The organism is Sphingomonas faeni, from assembly GCF_040407565.1.
GTDB lineage: Bacteria > Pseudomonadota > Alphaproteobacteria > Sphingomonadales > Sphingomonadaceae > Sphingomonas > Sphingomonas faeni_F.
The window spans coordinates 28,099-44,074 of record NZ_JAPZPR010000015.1 but is presented as its reverse complement, the minus strand read 5'-3'; the positions used below and the strand labels follow the sequence as shown (position 1 = coordinate 44,074).

Genomic DNA, 15,976 nt, shown 5'->3' with positions numbered 1-15,976 from the left:
CCCATAAGGATTTGATTATGATTAAGAAGATTCTCATCGCTACGGTTTTAACCGCGGGCCTTGGTTCCCCCGCCTTTGCAGATATGCCAGGCAAAAACTGGATCAGCAGCGCTAAGGTGAAGGCCATGCTTTCCAAGCGAGGCTATCGGGTCACGAAGCTGGAAGCCGACGATGGCCATTGGGAAGGCGAGGCCCGCAAAGCCAGGGTAAACTACGAGTTTCACGTCGATCCGCATTCAGGTGCCATCACTAAAATGGAGCGTGATCACTCGTAGTCGTGCGGACACGACGCGCGCTACGCCCACGTTGGACGTGGCGCCTTCGTGTCATAATTCGACTATCAAAAGACCGCTAGTTTAAGCCGGTTTGTGTTTTACGAGCGGTGGATGATCGCCAAAGATCTAGGCGACGTTGGGTAGTTCCTGTGCAAACTTCATCAGCACCGCACGAAGCTCGCTATTTCTTACAGCTCCAATCGCTGTGTTGATGGACATCCAGCATCTCTGTCGCTGGTGCATTTCCGGCCAGCTTTTGTTTTCCTGACGAACCAGCATCGGAAACGCCTGAACAGCTACCATCTTTGCTTGGCCGTCGTCTTGAGTTTTCAAGTGATGGTAGGTCCCAATAAATAGGGCGCTAATCGTGCCTGTAACGCCCGCTTCCTCAAACGCCTCACGAGCGGCAGATCGGTGCGCTGGCATTCCCTGCTTTACCTTACCCTTGGGCAATACCCACCTGGATCGCTTTCGAGAGGTTACTAGCAGAACCTCAACGCCGTTCAGGCGGCTATTGCGATAGGGTATAGCGGCAGACTGCAAAATGATGTCACTACCTTATAGATCGCAATGAGGTGGGCATCATATGACGTGACCATGAGGAGCAGCGCAATCGAAACACCTACCGGTCTTGGCGATGTGCTTTTGCCGGAGATTCATGCTCGGCTGTTTCGATCGGATGCGTCGAATTTGAACGACGTCTCGCATAGCATGAACGAGCAGATTGGCGAGGGTCGCTTCGACAAGATGCTCCGGCTCGCCCTTTCCGATCCCGATGGGGAGGTTTGGCGCTACTCCATCGAAGTATCAGGGCATGTCGTTGCCGAAGCTATCCCGGAATATGGCGCTGCGATGCTGCAACGTTCGATTTAAACCAGTTGCAGCATCCTGAACGAATGTCGGCTAGCGAAGTCGTCGAGGGACGATCGGAACGTCTGACTATGGGCGTTAGCCGCCGGTCTTGCCACGCGCGGCGGACTTTGCTGGATTGCAAACGCAAGGAGACTGATGCGTGCATCTTACGTTTACAAAAGGCACTGGGAAGTACGATCATCTGCATATCGAGCGTAGCGGCTTACCCCTAGAGGTCATTCAATGCCCGAAACAGGGCATCATCCCCCACGATATGATCCACTATGCGGTCGAGAGCGTCGTGCCGCATCGCGGCTTCCTGTCTTTGTTACGGGAAGGCCAACCGGCGAGCTTTTCGACCCAAGGCGACGAGGTGGCTGACTCGATCGAGCGGCTCGTCGAGACCTTCCAAGCCGAAATGTGGAGCGGAAGGGTCAGCGCATCCGACGCCATCGCAATGTATGAGCATGGCTGTGCGGCCAGCGGGCATGCGGTCGCTCCCGTATCGAAGCAAGAGATCGAGGCGATACGCGTCAGGATTGATGAGCTGAGCGCAGCTTGGTCCAATATTCCAGAAAAGGGCAAGCTGACCGTTGGCTTTGACGGGGCGTTCACGCGTTCCGTTTAGTCCGGTGCTGTAATGGGAATGATCGTTCTGAACGAATGGCAGTTTCGGGAGCCTCGATACGGCATCCGAGCGTCTGATATTGGGCGGAAGCGGAATGGCCGGAATGGAGAGGAAAGCGGACCGTCCGCTATGGCCAGCGATAGCGCGTTGCGAACAATCTAAATAACCGACAACAACGGCATTTTGGTCAATGAAGATAGCATGAGACCACGTCATCTCGGAGTAGGTTTGTCACGTTGACGAAGAATAAAGTCCGCCATGGCAGTCCGCTGGGAACCCGCGGAAACCTGCTCTTCAGTGACATACAAAGCTTTAAGCAGAAAGCGGTCGAGATCAGTTAAATCATTGGGTTTCTCTTTAGTCATACCATCATCGAACAGCGCCATAATCGTTCCGCTGGCTCCATCGTTCGCGTGCTCAGGATTAGCTAACACTACCATAGTAAGGTAGGCGGAGAGTTGCTTCCACGTTACATTGCCACATCGAGGTAAATCGACAATTGCTAGCAATCGCTCTTTGTTCTCCCGCGAAGGTTGGGAAAGCCGGGACGCGACGCCCAAGCGGGATTCTCTGACAGTGCCGACGGTCCACCGCACCGGTTCGGGGTTTAGCAGTTCTGCACGGTCACGCGCGCGCGGTCTTCCGTATCGGGCAACGTCCCGAAACATATAGGGTTGCTGACGCAAGAACTGACTCACGAGTGCGTCCGCTTGTCCCGAAATGAAGATTTCGACGTTCGGGGAACATGATCCGCTCTCAACCACCACCCCTACCGTTCGCGCATGCAGCTCGATCGTGTCAGCGAGAGAGTGAGCTCGGTCTGGCAGCACGCCTCGCACGGCGATGCATATAGAGGTGTTCCAACGCGGAATTTGCGCACCATCAGCGGCAGTCATTCGATTTACTGTGCCGCTAATTCGTGCTCTCGTCGTACCCAGCACGACGATGTCTTCGGCCACTGGCGTGGATGCCGACTTGGCCTGTTCAGGCGCGGAAATTAGTGACGCTACCACTGATAAACCGAACGAAAAAGATTCAAGCAGCCGTTTGATTCTCGTCATCCCTATATTCTGACCTCCGCTAATATGGAGAGCAAGCGCGTTTGCGAACGCCCACTACTCGGCGGAAATGGAATGGCGAGATCGGGGTTAGGAATTGATCATTCGCTGTTGCATTGGTTCGCGCTTTTCGTGATTGTGAGGCGGACATTGCACGGTGCTGTCCGTCTATGAGGGATCCATACCATGAAGAAGATTGTCGGCTTGACGCTTTTGGCAGTTTCGGTCCCGGCTCTCGGCCAGAAGGAGGGGCCGAGCCCAGCCATGACCGGTCCCAACTATTCCACATCCCTCCCCGGTCTGAATGGAAGGTTGAGGCTTGAAGACACGCCGACAATGCGCGCTAAAAAATACGAGCAAGCAGTTGCCTTACGGCTTGAGGCCAATAATTTACTGAAACAAGACGGTGGCAAGCTTACGTCCGCACATCAGGCTTATATTCAGAGAAAATCCTGCGAGATACTCGGTAATCCACCTGCTCCAACGGGAACGTCGGTTCCTCGGCGTCGCTGTATTTAAGGACCCATCTGAACGAATGACCGTTTCCGAGATGGTCGATTTGTACCCCGGGCGTCCGGGATTGGGCGAAAGCGGAACGGCCGGAATGGAGAGGAAAGCGGAACGACCGCTTTTGAGCAGCGCTCGTATTCCATCTATCTCAGTATGTCTTTCGGCTAGCATTGGCGCATGACCTAATGAACGTAACAATTCTTGGGTTCGGTGAAACTATCTGTGCTGACTTCCCCATGTAAATACGCATCGGCGATCGACTCGATCCAAACCTCCAAAGTTCCGGCGAAATCGATGGAACGGATATTTTTGCGCCCCCTTCTTTTTCAAAGAAAACGCTCGATCTTATCCGGATCTGAGTTACCGGCATCGGCAAGCCACCGATGATCAAACGTCCACGAAAAGTATCGCACGAAAATTCGACCCCAGCGGGAGTCGTGATTTTACGATTCGCAATCTGCGCCGACGTCGCGGATGATACTCCAGAATTAACTTGGGCAGGAGCGGTCAAAACCAACGCTATATTGGCAGCCAACAAGATCGACATATCAACACTCCTTGGTTATGAAATCGAGGTTAGCAAAATATAGCTACAAAGCGCGCATTGGGGAATGTTAAGGGAACCGCTTTTGAAAATGTTCCGCGCGATCGCGACCGCAGAAGCAGTTGGCCAAGATCGTCCTGAACAAATGACCGTTTTGAGAACGTCTATTTTTACCCCCGCGTGTCTGGGTTTGGGCGATAGCGGAATGGGAAGGAAAGCGGACGGGCGGCTGTCTAGAGGCTCGACGAGATAAACGCCTAGGGCTGCAGAATTCTCAGATTAGTTTCTTGAGGTTCAATGTAGCAGGCGCTGCCGTCGCGCAGATCATAATCGTAAACATGGTTAAGCGGTTTGCGTCGGTAACCGTCATTACCCACTCCTCACCCTCCCAGAACACGTCTTCCTGATCACATAGCAACAGCGCCGCATACTTCAGCGCAAAGCAGCGAGCAGCCGCTAGAGAGGGTAGGTTCTCACCTATGCACGGAATATTCGGCTTGGCATCGGCGATCTCAAAGTAAAAAACCGACATTACGGCCCCCAGACTAACGCGGGAGCACGATGTCTCTCAGTCGCCGAGAAACAACGATTTATGGGTAGCGAATATCGTGCACCTTCAGTTCCGCTGGACGGTTAATTTTGACTGTAAGCAGGGCACGTCGGGAATGTGGGAGAGGAAAGCGGATAGGCCGGTTTTGGGAGAACGCGGAAAGGCCGAAATGGGAAAGATAGGCGACGTCAGTCGCCGACCGGCTGGCCCGCTGCGTGCAGCGCGGTTCGCGTTGCTTTCCGGTGTTAGCGTCGGGCGAGCTGTACGATTGCTACAATAGGGATTTGTAACTTGGCCTCGGTCATTCGGCGTAAGGTTCGCCGGTCCGCCGATCAAATATTCGAAAAGCCCTCGAACCCGGCTCGCGCCGGTGAAGGAGCAGTTCAAATCGCGCTCCCTCAATCGACAAGCGTACTGCCACCGTTGTCCACGCGAGCGGCAAGCCAATATCCGCGATCTCGACCGCGTATCTCAGTTCCGTTAGCTCGGCCATCAGCGCGCCTTAAAATTCGACGGTCAACCTAACCCAACAGGCGGGTCTGCGATAGCCGTGCCATAGAGCCAATATTGGCGCTTCGAGTGCACCGAATCGCACCCGTGCGAAGTGGTTTCCAGTCGCATCGCGGCCGAGGGCCTAGCCCGGATTTCTAAGGTTCGATTGATGCACCTTTTGCGCCACGGAAAGTACGCGGGCGAGGCGGGGGGAATAGCGTGTTTCTCGGGGTCGCCGGTTCAGGGACGGCGGGCCCGACCTCGTCGATTTTATAAATTTCTTTCGCGTAATTTTGTTGCGTCGGCCAATCTGGTCTTGCGTTTTGTGTTCCCCATATGTTCCGCTATAGCATCGGGATGGAACACGCCCCCGAGTCGATGCGCGACGGCGCACAGCCCTTCAGCCAGACGCACAACCTGATCGCTGAAATTCTGCCCGACATCCGCCCTTGCGAGATGCAGTCGATCTACTTCCAAGCGATGGAGGATGGGCCGCAGACGTTGCTCGCGCCGATCGAGGCGGAGTTCGCTCGTCGCGGCCTGTCACCATACGCTACCTACTCAACCGACTACCGGTGATGGATGGCAAGATCACTGCGGAGCGGATCGCTTCGCTGATCGAGGACGCCCCGGCGTGGGCGCTGGTCGGCATTGCCGCGCCGGGGGAAAGCCTGCGCGCTGCTGCCCAACTCGAAGTCGCGCAGCATGTGTACGGCGGCCTATTCCCGCCGATGAACGCCGAGGCGACACAGATCCCCTTACCTTGGTGATCTATGGGCAACGCGCGTTTCAGGACGCTGGGCGACTTTGCCAAGTATGAAGCGAATGTCGGCGCTATTTGTGGTCATTGCGGACGCAAAGGCGTCGTACATCGAGACGTTCTTGCCCGCTGGTGTTTCCTCAAGCGGGTGAACAGCGCGATCGAGAACCTGCCGCGATACCTCCGCTGTTCGAAATGCGGCGGCCGGCCGAACAGGATCGTCCCTACACCGCTGCCACCATCCTTCCCGCAATACGGTCGGGACGAACGGCACTGGAAGCGGTTCGAGCGAAGGCTACGAGGTTAGACTGACGACAAGCACCAAGTCGAAACATACCCCGCGATCGATGGAAGATACCGACGACCGATGACTACGAACAAGACGATGCGCCGGCCCTGGCGTTTGGTGCCTGGTTAATGACCCAGCGCGACGCGGGCGGCTTCATCGGACAACTCGCGAACGCTGCGGCGATCGACCGCACCTTTCCGCGATCCGGCGACGTCGAGGCTGCGAGAAAATGGCTTCAGGCGAACCGCGCAAGCGGAGACGACTGGGAGGCGCTGGAGGATGCAGAAAGCAAATGGATAGCTCTTACCGGCTGAACGCGTCGCTGCGAGGCGATGGCGGGGGTAGCGGAATGGCCGCTTTGGAGAGGAAAGCGGACGGTCTGCTTCACGCACCGATTCTCTAGTTTTGCAACGGTAAATTCAATCGGCATAACAGAATTAGAGAATCGGACCGCTAGGAGATTGCATGGCGTGCAACGCAGCCTGCGAGTACTCACGTTGCCTACGCCAGTCGGAAACTGAAAAGCACAGTCTTTCCATGACGTATAGCGAGCCCTGACGAAGCTGCCTGCGACAAACTATCTTATTTTCCTGAGACAGGACTATATTATTCTTCTTAGCAGCAAATCTCTCTGGTATCTTATCATCCGGTATCCGCCAAACGAGGCGACCATCGTGTACCGAACTAACTTTCCAACCTGCCGAGTTTCGGATGGACTTGAAACGGGCAGTCTCTACCATCAAGTCGCAAGTCCGCTCGTCAAGCGCAGGAAAGCCACTACTTCTTGTGATATTACAACTCGTTATTCCACCATCACGGTTTAGTGCCACTTGGAAATCTACAACGCCTTCCTCTCCGCGCCGGATTGACCCTGCCGGGTAGTACCGCGCGATCATTTCAGCGTTTGCGCTGGTTATGTCTTGCGGAGCAGAAGCAGCTGCCGGCCCTTGTAACAAAGCCGCGGACAGTAGAATCGTAAGTAGCATGGATGATCCTCCCGATCGCAGATCATTGCAGCGTCATTTTTCGAAAGCAAGCGCCGGGTTTCAGGTGATGGCCGTAGACAGAGGGAGACGAACTGGCAGCTTCCAACACGATTAGCGTTTACTCAGGACACAGACGCCTACGCGATAACAACGGTGTTCTGCTCAATGAAGGCGGCGCGCACCCTCATTAAACCAGGTAACTCCTTGGCTTCCATTGCCTTCAAGACCACCACTAGGGGTAGCGCTGCTCCCGGCTTTGATCCGCCAGCCGCTTGGAATTCGGCAGATCGATCGAAATTGAACGCCCCACGTTTTGATCGCGAAAGTGTTGATGCTCCGTATCCCTGAGCGGTATTCGCCCGATTGACAGTAGATAAGTGTGAGGATGGTCGACGGGCGCTGGACCGATCATCATCAACGCCAAGGGGAGCAGGATCATCATCGACTCAACCTGTCGGAACGGCCGCTATCGGGCAAGCCTTTCGACAGCCGGAGTGGCCGGTTGTGGGCGTAAGCGGAATGGCCGAGATGGGAAGGATAGCTGCCGTTAGCTACGCCGCTCTGGCGCGTTACACATATCGACATCGGACAGCCCATTAGCGCAGGGCCGCTGTCGGATTGCTTGAACACACTTCGTAGCTCGGAGCCGCTTCACCACATTGGAGAATTCCGTAGCCTCGAAGGGACCAAACTCCATCGTTCCACGATCGTTCGACCAAACTGGCATCGTGACGGCAGGGAGACCAAGACGACCCGTGGCGCGGCCCAGGCATTCCGGGGAGCCGGTTACCTCGACGTTTATTCGCTGAGGCGGTTTAGTCTCATTTGAATGGCAAGCGGCGCAGGCAAGCAGAACAATGGTGGCAAGCTTGAGCATCATTGCTGAACGCTACTCATGCTGACGAACGTCCGCAACTGGGCGTAGCGGAATGTCCCGAGTTGGTGGAAAGCGAACACTCCTATAAACCGACTACCAGAGCAAAGAGGCAACTCGGTTCCTGCGGCCTTGCTCACGCTAGGCTAAACTCATTTGCGCTTATTGATCAGCTACCAAGCGAAATCCGACCCCGTTCATCTCAGGCGTCGACCGGACATATATACGACTGGAAAGCGTCGCTTCCCGCCCCGTCGCGTTATATCCACCTCCGCGAATGAAGAAGTCGCATCCCGCCTGCTCCTTTTGCTCTCGCGTCGCGGTATTCAGCTCTGATTGCCTGCATGTTGTCGTAAGTTCCAGCGCGTTGCCGATCACATCGTATAGCCCGGCCTCGTTGGCCGGAAAGGACCGCACCGGCAGCCCCTCGTAGGTGTTTGACCCAATTTCCATCATTTGATTGCCCCGCTGGGCTGTGTGCAACCTTAGCGCCGCGCGCTCGGGCAGTAGCGTGTTTCCCCATGGATACTGCGTCTTGACGCCGGCCCGAGCAAAGCGCTCCCACTCGGCTTCTGTTGGCAGGCGGTAATGTCGTCCCTTCTTGCTCGACAGCCATTGCGCAAAGCATTCGATCTTGGGGAAGGAGACGCCGGTCACCGGATGCAGGTCGCTTGAGGCCAAGCGGACTATAATGGCGGGTGTGGCGCCCAATGATTTTTCCATTAGGTGGGGCGGTGCACAAGCTTCAACGACGACCGACCGAAGATACTCAGCCCAAGTAGTCTCGTTCGCCGCGACCCATAGCGGGCGACCGCCTTCACCGACACCTTGTACCGAGATCATTTCCGGGCAACCGGAACAATCGCGGATCGGTCGCGCTGTAGGCGATACATCACCGTCGATAAACCCAGCCGGTCGAAGACCGGGACGGTCGGAACTCCCAGACAGCACGAGAGAAATCGCAAAAAGAATTGTCATATCGCCGTCATAGCCAAGCGTCGGATGGTTTAGCGAGATAAACAAACGTCTGATGTTGGGGAGCCACAAACTACCGTCGACGTCCGACATTGGGCGATCACCCCCTAGCCTACGGCTTCCGACCAGACCCACAAGCGGACACTCATGAGCCGTTTTCGCTTTCCCTACTTCTGCCATTCGTTCAGCTTACAGTCTGCAAGACGGGTCGCCGATTTTCGAACCCAAAAGGGCTTTGTACGCGCAAACCATGCTGCCGAATGGTCATGCCTGAGTGAGACGAACTCGATCTCTCAGCGGAACGGAAAACGATCAAAACGATTTAGTCCCGACACGGAGTTCGGCTGGTCGGCACGCTCCACGGAGGCGTGATGAAGCAGCGGGACGATTGGCATCTGACGGAAGCGCTCGATTACGAGCACGGACGAGCTGACCCTTTTGCCGCGGCTGTTCGGGCTACCCGAATGCCTATGGTCATTACGGACCCCGCGCAGACCGATAACCCGATCGTCTTCTGTAACGAAGCCTTTCAAACGCTGTCGGGTTATGACCGAAGTGAAATCATTGGCCGTAACTGCCGCTTCCTGCAGGGGCCCGACACCGACCGAGAGCAGGTGGCTAAAGTGCGTCGGGCAATCGACGCCCAAACCGACATTGCCGTGGACCTTCTAAACTATCGGAAGGATGGATCTGCGTTCTGGAACGCGTTGTATCTCAGTCCTGTACGCAATGACGCCGGCAAGGTTGTATTCTTCTTCGCCTCCCAGCTTGATGTTACTGACCGCGTCAAAGCGCAGACTATCATTTCAAAGCAGAAGTTATTGGTCGAACAGGAAGTCGAGGCGCGCACGTCAGACCTCGAGGCCGCGTTAGATGCGAAAACTCTACTGCTTCACGAAGTCGACCATCGCGTAAAGAACAATCTTACGATGATCGGTTCACTTCTGCGTTTGCAGGCGCGTAGCATATCAGACCCGGCCGTTTCATCAAAACTTGAAACCATGCTCGAACGGGTTGATGCGCTGGCGACAGTGCATCGCCGTCTTTATCAGTCGGACGACGTCACCCGGTTCGATGTCGGGGCGTTTACCGAAAATCTAATCAGCGACGTCGTTGGTGCCAGCCGACGCGACGACATCAAGCTTGTTTCGAAAATTTCGCAAATAGAGGTGCCGTCCAGTAAGGCGGCATCGCTTGGGTTGATCCTCAACGAAATAGCGACCAACGCCATCAAGCATGCATTTGCCGACGGGCGAGCCGGTACGATTTCCGTCCGCACCGCCCTAGAAGGCAATAATGCCCTGATCGAAATCACCGATGATGGGCATGGGCTTGCCAGCAATGACGTTCAGCCGGACGGCATTGGCAAAATGCTTATTTCCCGCCTCGCCAAGCAAGTCAGGGCCGACGTCGTGTGGTCTGACGCCGCCCCCGGTGTTCGTGTATCTCTCTCATTCCCGGTGGACGATTAATGAATGCACGTGCCCAACCGCCGTTGAATGTGCTGATCGTCGAGGACGAAGCTCTTTTGGCGATGGATATTGAAGCTATGATCGAAGACGCCGGTCACCGTGTCGTCGGCGAGGCCGCGTCTCTCTACGAAGTTGAAGACCTGGCAAGCGATCTCCATCCGGACTTGGCTTTTGTCGACATACAGCTTGCGAAAGGCACCAGCGGCCTAGATGTCTGCGCGTTGATCAGGAAGCGATGGGCGGGCGCGATAGTCGTCTTCGTCACTGCAAACCCGCTCAAGATTCCAGCCGACTTTGCCGGTGGCCATGGCGTCATACCCAAGCCCTTCTCCCGGAATGGTCTGATGTCCGCAATGCGCTACATCGAAGAGGGTGTCTGCGATCCACCGCCCGTATCCCCGCAGCCAGCGAGCTTCATTGCTGCGCCCGCGTTTGCCGCAGAGTGGTCCCAGACCAGTCCCTGATTTCCGGGTGATAAGCGACAATCCACGGCCTCACGAAGTGGGACGACAGATGACAGAAGTTATACATAAATTCGATTACGTTGATCCATCAACGTCTTACCGCTAGGACGTTCACGCTTTGGACCGTCAGCCACTCCCACCTTCGCCTATTCGACCGCACGATGCCTCAGGTGCCGTACGCGAGGCTGTCGACGCCTTTGCGTCCCGCCTCAACGAGCATGACCCCTTCGTTGCGGCGTTCGATCACTGCATTACGCCGATGGTCGTCAGCGATCCAACGCTACCGGATAACCCGCTGGTTTACGTCAATCGTGCGTTCGAGGCTCTGACGGGGTTCTCGGCAGTCGAGGTCGTTGGCCGGAACTGCCGTTTCATGCAGGGACCGTTGACCGATCAGGCCGACGTCCAACGCATGAAGGACGCAATTGCTCTCCGTAAGCCGATCGATATCGACCTCCTGAATCACCGTCGTGACGGCACGCCGTTCTGGAACCGCCTCATGGTCGCGCCCGTGCATGACGCGACCGGCAGCCTACGCTACTTCGTGGCATCCCAGCTCGATGTCACACTCGAGCGGCACGGGCTGTTGCAGTTGGAACGCGACCGCGACTCGCTGAGTGCCGAGCTTGCGAAGCGCGAAGTTGCGCTAGCCGAACGAGAGGCCCGCCTGGCACTTGCGCTCGATGCTGGCGGACTGGGCACTTGGACCATCGACCTGCCGGAATGGCGGCTCAGCTACTCGCCAAGTTGCCTGACGAACTTTGGCCGGCCTGTCGGCGAAAAGTTGTCGATAGAAAGTATGTTGGCATGCGTTCATCCAGAGGATCGAGACCTCCTCACGAACTCGCTCAACAGCGCTATCGAGCATGGCACGCGGTATAACGTCGAATACCGCATATTGACGCCTGAAGGCGAGCAACGCTGGATCCATTCCCAAGGCTCGCTGCAGCGCCGTGCGGATGGCACGCCGTTGGCGGTTTCGGGCTTTTCGAGCAATGTTTCAGCGCGCAAATTCGCCGAGGAGCAACGGTCGGTTCTGGCACATGAACTGACGCACCGTGTGAAGAACACGCTTGCGACGGTAAGTGCCGTTGTCAGTCAGACGCTACGCGATGCTGCGTCCCTCGCTGAGGCTCGGGATGCGGTATCGGGCCGCATCGCCAGCCTAGCGTCTGCCCACGAACTGCTGCTTAAGGACGAGATCGAAGGCGCGGCGATCGGTGAGATCGTCGAGCGGGTGCTCGCGCCGTTCATGGACAGCAACGGTCGACGGTTTTCCGCTATCGGCCCGACGATACGGCTGACCCCGGAAGTGACACTTGCGTTGTCGATGGCGCTGCACGAGCTGGCGACCAATGCGATCAAATATGGTGCGCTCTCGGTACCGGAGGGTCAGGTGAGCATACGCTGGGACCTGAACGGCAATGCGACGGAACGTCGACTTACCTTCTCCTGGGCAGAGCAGGATGGTCCTGTCGTTGCCGTGCCTACGCGTATTGGATTTGGTACGCGAATGATTGAGCGTGTCCTGTCACGCCACATCCGCGGCAGGGCGGAAATCCAATATTTGCCGGAAGGTGTTCGCTTCGCAATCGAAGCGCCGATCTAAGCTCTCGACCATGTCTGACATTTATTAACGCCGTGGCGGGCCCATTGCGTGACCACATTGGTTAAGAGCTCAGCTTATCGGGATCTGTCATATGTGCCATGTGCTCGTCATCGAGGATGATTTCCTCATCGCCGACCACATCATCCAGCTGATCGAGCGGGCTGGCGGCACATCCTTTGATCAGGCTGCCTCGCAAGATGAGGCAATCGATGCCGCGAGATTGCGGCCTCCCTCCATCATCATGTCCGACGTCAATCTCTCAGCCGGTACCGGTCCTGCCGCTGTGGAAGCCATCATCTTGGAGCATGGGCCAACGCCCGTGATCTTCGTCACCGGCACGCGCGAAGCATGCCACGTAAGTCGCCCATCGATGGTTGTTCTCGACAAACCGATCAACGAACAGGCTCTTATCGCTGCGTTCCAAAGCCTGGCGCCCGCCTGAGTTAGCTATCGCCGACGGTCAGTGAAGCAGTCGCCCCATCGGCCTTACCGGTAAGACCGGGTACTTCATCAAGTTGTCTCAGGTCACTGAACCCGCCGCGTTCCTCACGATAACGGACGATCTCGAACCCGTGCCCCGCTAGCGCCGGGATGGCGTCCAACTCGACCGCACTCGCCGCGTTGACGTTGATCGGCACCTCGTTCCTCATAGCTCTTCCTCTTTCGTACCCTTGGTGACGGAATCTCGGAAACGGGCTTTGCTATCGATGAGCGCCCTAGTCAGCTAGGCGGAAGGTTTGATTCATGTCCGCCTTCGGCAGATAACTGCTTGTTTGGTAAAGAAGATCAACTGTCGTGAAGGGGTTTCCAGTTTCCGTGCGTTTCACCCACTCGATCAGGAGAGGGTTCGGCATGGATCAGAAGAGTGCGCCGTTGGCCGATGCGCTGGCGGCGATCGAGAAGAGGCCAGTCATCGGATTTGGAGCGCCGGGCCACAACCAGGGTGCAGCTATTCCTAGCGGGATGAAGGCACTGCTCGGCAAGCGCGTTTTCCAAGCCGACGTGCTGACGCCGAAGGGGCTCGACGACCGTACCGAAGGCAAGCTGGCCCTTCAACGTGCGCACGAGATCGCGGCGGAGGCTTGGAATGCCGACTTCTGCCGGTTTGTAACCGGCGGATCCACCCAGAGTCTTCACACGGTTATGGCCTCGGCCGCTGGCCCCGGTGACACCATTTTGGTCGCGGCGAATGCCCACAAGGCCGAGCGTACCTACGCGCTCGCGACGGGGCTCAATGCCGCTATCGTGCCGGTCCAGATCGACGGGGAATGGGACATTGAGCATGGTGTTGAGCCGCAGGCGCTGAACGCCGCTTTGGCGGCCAATCCAACCGCCAAGGCGTTCATCGTCGTCAGCCCAACCTATTACGGCGTGACGAGCGATATCGCGGCACTCGCCAAAGTCTGTCACGATCACGGTATTCCCATGATCGTCGATGCAGCTTGGGGTGGTGCGTTCGCATTTTGTGAAGGACTGCCGGACGATCCGCTGACCAAGGGGGCGGATGCTGCCGTCTACAGCGCCCATAAGACGATGGGGGCCCTGGCGCAGGGATCGGTGATCGTCGTCAAGGGCGACCTGATCGATCGCCAGCGATTGTGGATGGCCTATGAACTGTTCGAGACCACCAGCCCATCGGTACCGATCCTAGCAACGCTTGACGCGACCCGGCGAGATCACGCGTTGAACGGGGAGCAGATGTGGAACGGCGTCATTGCGCTGGCGGAAAAGGTCCGCAGGAAGATTGCTGGTATCGCCCCCCTGCGCGTGTTCGGTCATGATCATTTGCCTCCAGATGCCAGTCTGGACGTCACCAAGGTGCTGATCGACGTCTCGGCGCTGGGCGTAGCAGGGTATGCGATCGACGACTGGCTATACAAGCATCACCGGATCAGCATGGGGCTGTCCGACACCCGGCATATTCTGGCTGTTCTGTCCTTGGGCACAACTAGGTCCGATCTCCGCAAGCTCGTACGTGGTTTGCAGGATCTCGTGAATCAGCTCGCTTCCGATCCCTCCATCCTGCCGGCAATCTCGCCTGTGCCAGGGATCGGTACCCTTTCCGTCGACATGGCAATGCCCGGGCCTGCGGCACTCTACGGCTCAGCCGAGATGGTGGCCTACGAGGCGGCTGAGGGAAGGATCGCAGCCGAGATGATCGCGCTCGCGCCGCCCGGCGTCCCTCGGCTCGTACCGGGCCAGCGCATCACTGCCGCGCACGTCGCATGGCTTGTCGCAAACCGTGATGCTGGGGCCTTCGTGATGGATCCGGTCGATCCCACTGAGGCGACCGTCAGGGTGGTACAGAGCTGACGCAGCAACCGGATCAACACGCCAAATCTAACAGCAACTGCAATTAGGTGGATACACAATGCAGACCGATACCGACGAAAACTGGATGCAAATGGCGATAGAAGTCGCGCGCTCCAAAGGGTCCGATCCCTCAACCTCCCCGCTTGGATGCGTCATCGTGCTAGACGGGAGGGTGATTGCCGCCGAACGCAATCAGACCAAGGAGTTGCCTGACGCAACCGCTCATGCCGAGATGATGGCGATCCGTCGGGCTTGTGAGCAAACCGGAGAACTGGAGCTGCGCGGGGCAACGTTATACTCGACACTCCAGCCCTGCGGCATGTGCACGATGGCATCGATCTGGTCGAAAGTCGGCCGCGTCGTTTACGGTGCTGGTCGCAACGATGTGCATCCGATGTATTTCGAGGCAAAGCACGTCGACACCCTCGGCTTCATCGGGGACGCCTATCGGGATGATATCGAGATCGAGGGTGGCTGCCTGCGCGACGCGTGCGCTGAACTCTATTACGGTCCCGATGCTGACTTAAACAAAGAGGAACAGGCCAACCTATAAGCACACAGCATGTCATAGGCGTCGACTGTTTGCGGCTGTGAGCGCGAGGGTAACGCAAAGCCTCCTCGAAGCAGCCCGACGACCCAGAAGTAGACGTCCCCGCCCCCTTCCTAGCTTCCCAACTTCGGCCGCTCGTGCATTTCCGTGTTACAACCGCTTTTAGCGCCTGACCCTGCGAACTCGAATGTCCCAACTGGGCAATAGTTTAGGAAGCAGGCTGTCCAAGTCCGAGTTTTGTGCTCGATAAGCTGCGAACGGCTTTTGCAGGTGGCTCAGGCACGGGATGAGCGGTGACGCTACGTCGAACCGTAGGTGCCAATCCGGATTCCTCATTCCACAGAACCAGGATTGTAGCGATCGGTGCGGCGGTGAGGATCAGCAGGAAAAGGCCCATCAGCCATTCGTTGGGCTGTAGCGGCTGCGAGAAGCTACCGCTGGGCTGCATCGACGGGCTAGGTCGCATCGGGCGTCTGCCGGCTTTCCTGGGGTGAAACGGGCGGTCCGTAGTCGCTCGGTGGGCAGACGGCCTGATCTGCGACCGATCATAGGCGGCGCGTGCTTCCTTCTTCCCCAAAACGGAATACGCCTCGTTGATCTCTTTCGCACGAGCAGAAACGTCCGCTCCATGATTGGCATCGGGGTGATATTGACGGAGCAGCGCTTTCCACGCGGCGTGGATAGTGTCGCGACTTGCCGTCGAGGGAACACCTAGAACAGAATAATAGTCGGGTGAGAGAGCCATCTAGCCGTAACTTGCGGCTAAAACGCGAAA

Annotated in this window: 21 protein-coding genes; 13 read left to right on the top strand and 8 right to left on the bottom strand. The window is 57.0% G+C overall.

The features are described 5' to 3' along the window. Positions 1–17: 17 nt before the first annotated feature. On the top strand, positions 18–275 hold the full coding sequence (locus tag O6Y00_RS21255) for a PepSY domain-containing protein (RefSeq protein ID WP_353444514.1): 258 nt from the start codon (positions 18–20) through the stop codon (positions 273–275). 126 nt (positions 276–401) lie between these two features. Here O6Y00_RS21255 and O6Y00_RS21250 read toward each other — a convergent pair whose 3' ends face one another. After that, positions 402–818: an NUDIX hydrolase gene (locus O6Y00_RS21250; protein ID WP_353444513.1), complete on the bottom strand. Its 417-nt coding sequence runs from the start codon at positions 816–818 to the stop codon at positions 402–404. 54 nt (positions 819–872) lie between these two features. Here O6Y00_RS21250 and O6Y00_RS21245 point away from each other — a divergent pair, with 54 nt between their 5' ends. After that, positions 873–1,148, top strand: a complete 276-nt coding sequence (locus O6Y00_RS21245; protein WP_353444512.1) for a hypothetical protein — start codon at positions 873–875, stop codon at positions 1,146–1,148. Positions 1,149–1,287: 139 nt separating this feature from the next. Beyond that, complete coding sequence (locus tag O6Y00_RS21240) at positions 1,288–1,755, top strand: hypothetical protein (RefSeq protein WP_353444511.1); 468 nt, start codon at positions 1,288–1,290, stop codon at positions 1,753–1,755. A 212-nt stretch (positions 1,756–1,967) separates the two neighbouring features. Here the strand turns inward: O6Y00_RS21240 and O6Y00_RS21235 are convergent, their stop codons facing one another. Further along, a complete protein-coding gene (locus tag O6Y00_RS21235; protein ID WP_353444510.1) occupies positions 1,968–2,816 on the bottom strand; it encodes a hypothetical protein in 849 nt (282 codons plus the stop codon). A 183-nt stretch (positions 2,817–2,999) separates the two neighbouring features. Here O6Y00_RS21235 and O6Y00_RS21230 point away from each other — a divergent pair, with 183 nt between their 5' ends. Beyond that, a complete protein-coding gene (locus tag O6Y00_RS21230; protein ID WP_353444509.1) occupies positions 3,000–3,332 on the top strand; it encodes a hypothetical protein in 333 nt (110 codons plus the stop codon). A gap of 809 nt (positions 3,333–4,141) precedes the next feature. Here the strand turns inward: O6Y00_RS21230 and O6Y00_RS21225 are convergent. After that, positions 4,142–4,399 (bottom strand): DUF6894 family protein, encoded by a 258-nt coding sequence (locus O6Y00_RS21225; RefSeq protein WP_353444508.1) that lies wholly within the window; start codon positions 4,397–4,399, stop codon positions 4,142–4,144. Between the two features lie 846 nt (positions 4,400–5,245). Between O6Y00_RS21225 and O6Y00_RS21220 the strand changes: the two genes are divergently transcribed. The 3 genes from O6Y00_RS21220 (at position 5,246) to O6Y00_RS21210 (ending at position 6,272) form a co-directional block, all read left to right on the top strand. Continuing rightward, a complete protein-coding gene (locus O6Y00_RS21220; protein ID WP_353444507.1) occupies positions 5,246–5,488 on the top strand; it encodes a hypothetical protein in 243 nt (80 codons plus the stop codon). Beyond that, positions 5,488–5,679, top strand: coding sequence for a DUF6771 family protein (locus O6Y00_RS21215; RefSeq protein ID WP_353444506.1), 192 nt, complete (start codon positions 5,488–5,490; stop codon positions 5,677–5,679). The genes O6Y00_RS21220 and O6Y00_RS21215 overlap by 1 nt, the downstream gene beginning before the upstream one ends. Before the next feature lie 323 nt (positions 5,680–6,002). Continuing rightward, positions 6,003–6,272: a YozE family protein gene (locus O6Y00_RS21210; protein ID WP_435368663.1), complete on the top strand. Its 270-nt coding sequence runs from the start codon at positions 6,003–6,005 to the stop codon at positions 6,270–6,272. A gap of 123 nt (positions 6,273–6,395) precedes the next feature. Here the strand turns inward: O6Y00_RS21210 and O6Y00_RS21205 are convergent, their stop codons facing one another. From O6Y00_RS21205 to O6Y00_RS21195, 3 genes are all read right to left on the bottom strand, one after another. Next, entirely contained in the window at positions 6,396–6,854 is a 459-nt protein-coding gene (locus tag O6Y00_RS21205; RefSeq protein WP_353444550.1) for an energy transducer TonB, read from the bottom strand. Between the two features lie 322 nt (positions 6,855–7,176). Next, a complete protein-coding gene (locus O6Y00_RS21200) occupies positions 7,177–7,386 on the bottom strand; it encodes a hypothetical protein (protein WP_353444504.1) in 210 nt (69 codons plus the stop codon). Between the two features lie 594 nt (positions 7,387–7,980). After that, positions 7,981–8,886 (bottom strand): formylglycine-generating enzyme family protein, encoded by a 906-nt coding sequence (locus tag O6Y00_RS21195; RefSeq protein ID WP_353444503.1) that lies wholly within the window; start codon positions 8,884–8,886, stop codon positions 7,981–7,983. A gap of 278 nt (positions 8,887–9,164) precedes the next feature. On the opposite strand from O6Y00_RS21195, the gene O6Y00_RS21190 reads away from it, so the two are divergent. From O6Y00_RS21190 to O6Y00_RS21175, 4 genes are all read left to right on the top strand, one after another. Next, a complete protein-coding gene (locus O6Y00_RS21190; protein ID WP_353444502.1) occupies positions 9,165–10,265 on the top strand; it encodes a histidine kinase dimerization/phosphoacceptor domain -containing protein in 1,101 nt (366 codons plus the stop codon). Further along, the gene (locus O6Y00_RS21185; protein WP_060525161.1) at positions 10,265–10,729 is read left to right on the top strand and encodes a response regulator; all 465 of its coding nucleotides are present in this window, start codon (positions 10,265–10,267) and stop codon (positions 10,727–10,729) included. The genes O6Y00_RS21190 and O6Y00_RS21185 overlap by 1 nt, the downstream gene beginning before the upstream one ends. 118 nt (positions 10,730–10,847) lie before the next feature. After that, a complete protein-coding gene (locus tag O6Y00_RS21180) occupies positions 10,848–12,338 on the top strand; it encodes an HWE histidine kinase domain-containing protein (protein ID WP_353444501.1) in 1,491 nt (496 codons plus the stop codon). Between the two features lie 91 nt (positions 12,339–12,429). Next, a complete protein-coding gene (locus O6Y00_RS21175) occupies positions 12,430–12,780 on the top strand; it encodes a response regulator (RefSeq protein WP_353444500.1) in 351 nt (116 codons plus the stop codon). Between the two features lies 1 nt (position 12,781). On the opposite strand, the gene O6Y00_RS21170 is transcribed toward O6Y00_RS21175, so the two are convergent. Next, the gene (locus tag O6Y00_RS21170) at positions 12,782–12,988 is read right to left on the bottom strand and encodes a ComEA family DNA-binding protein (protein WP_353444499.1); all 207 of its coding nucleotides are present in this window, start codon (positions 12,986–12,988) and stop codon (positions 12,782–12,784) included. Between the two features lie 202 nt (positions 12,989–13,190). Between O6Y00_RS21170 and O6Y00_RS21165 the strand changes: the two genes are divergently transcribed. Then, on the top strand, positions 13,191–14,651 hold the full coding sequence (locus tag O6Y00_RS21165; protein WP_353444498.1) for an aminotransferase class I/II-fold pyridoxal phosphate-dependent enzyme: 1,461 nt from the start codon (positions 13,191–13,193) through the stop codon (positions 14,649–14,651). A gap of 58 nt (positions 14,652–14,709) precedes the next feature. Then, positions 14,710–15,204: a nucleoside deaminase gene (locus O6Y00_RS21160; protein WP_353444497.1), complete on the top strand. Its 495-nt coding sequence runs from the start codon at positions 14,710–14,712 to the stop codon at positions 15,202–15,204. Between the two features lie 205 nt (positions 15,205–15,409). Here the strand turns inward: O6Y00_RS21160 and O6Y00_RS21155 are convergent, their stop codons facing one another. After that, positions 15,410–15,946, bottom strand: coding sequence for a J domain-containing protein (locus O6Y00_RS21155; RefSeq protein WP_353444496.1), 537 nt, complete (start codon positions 15,944–15,946; stop codon positions 15,410–15,412). Positions 15,947–15,976 lie beyond the last annotated feature (30 nt).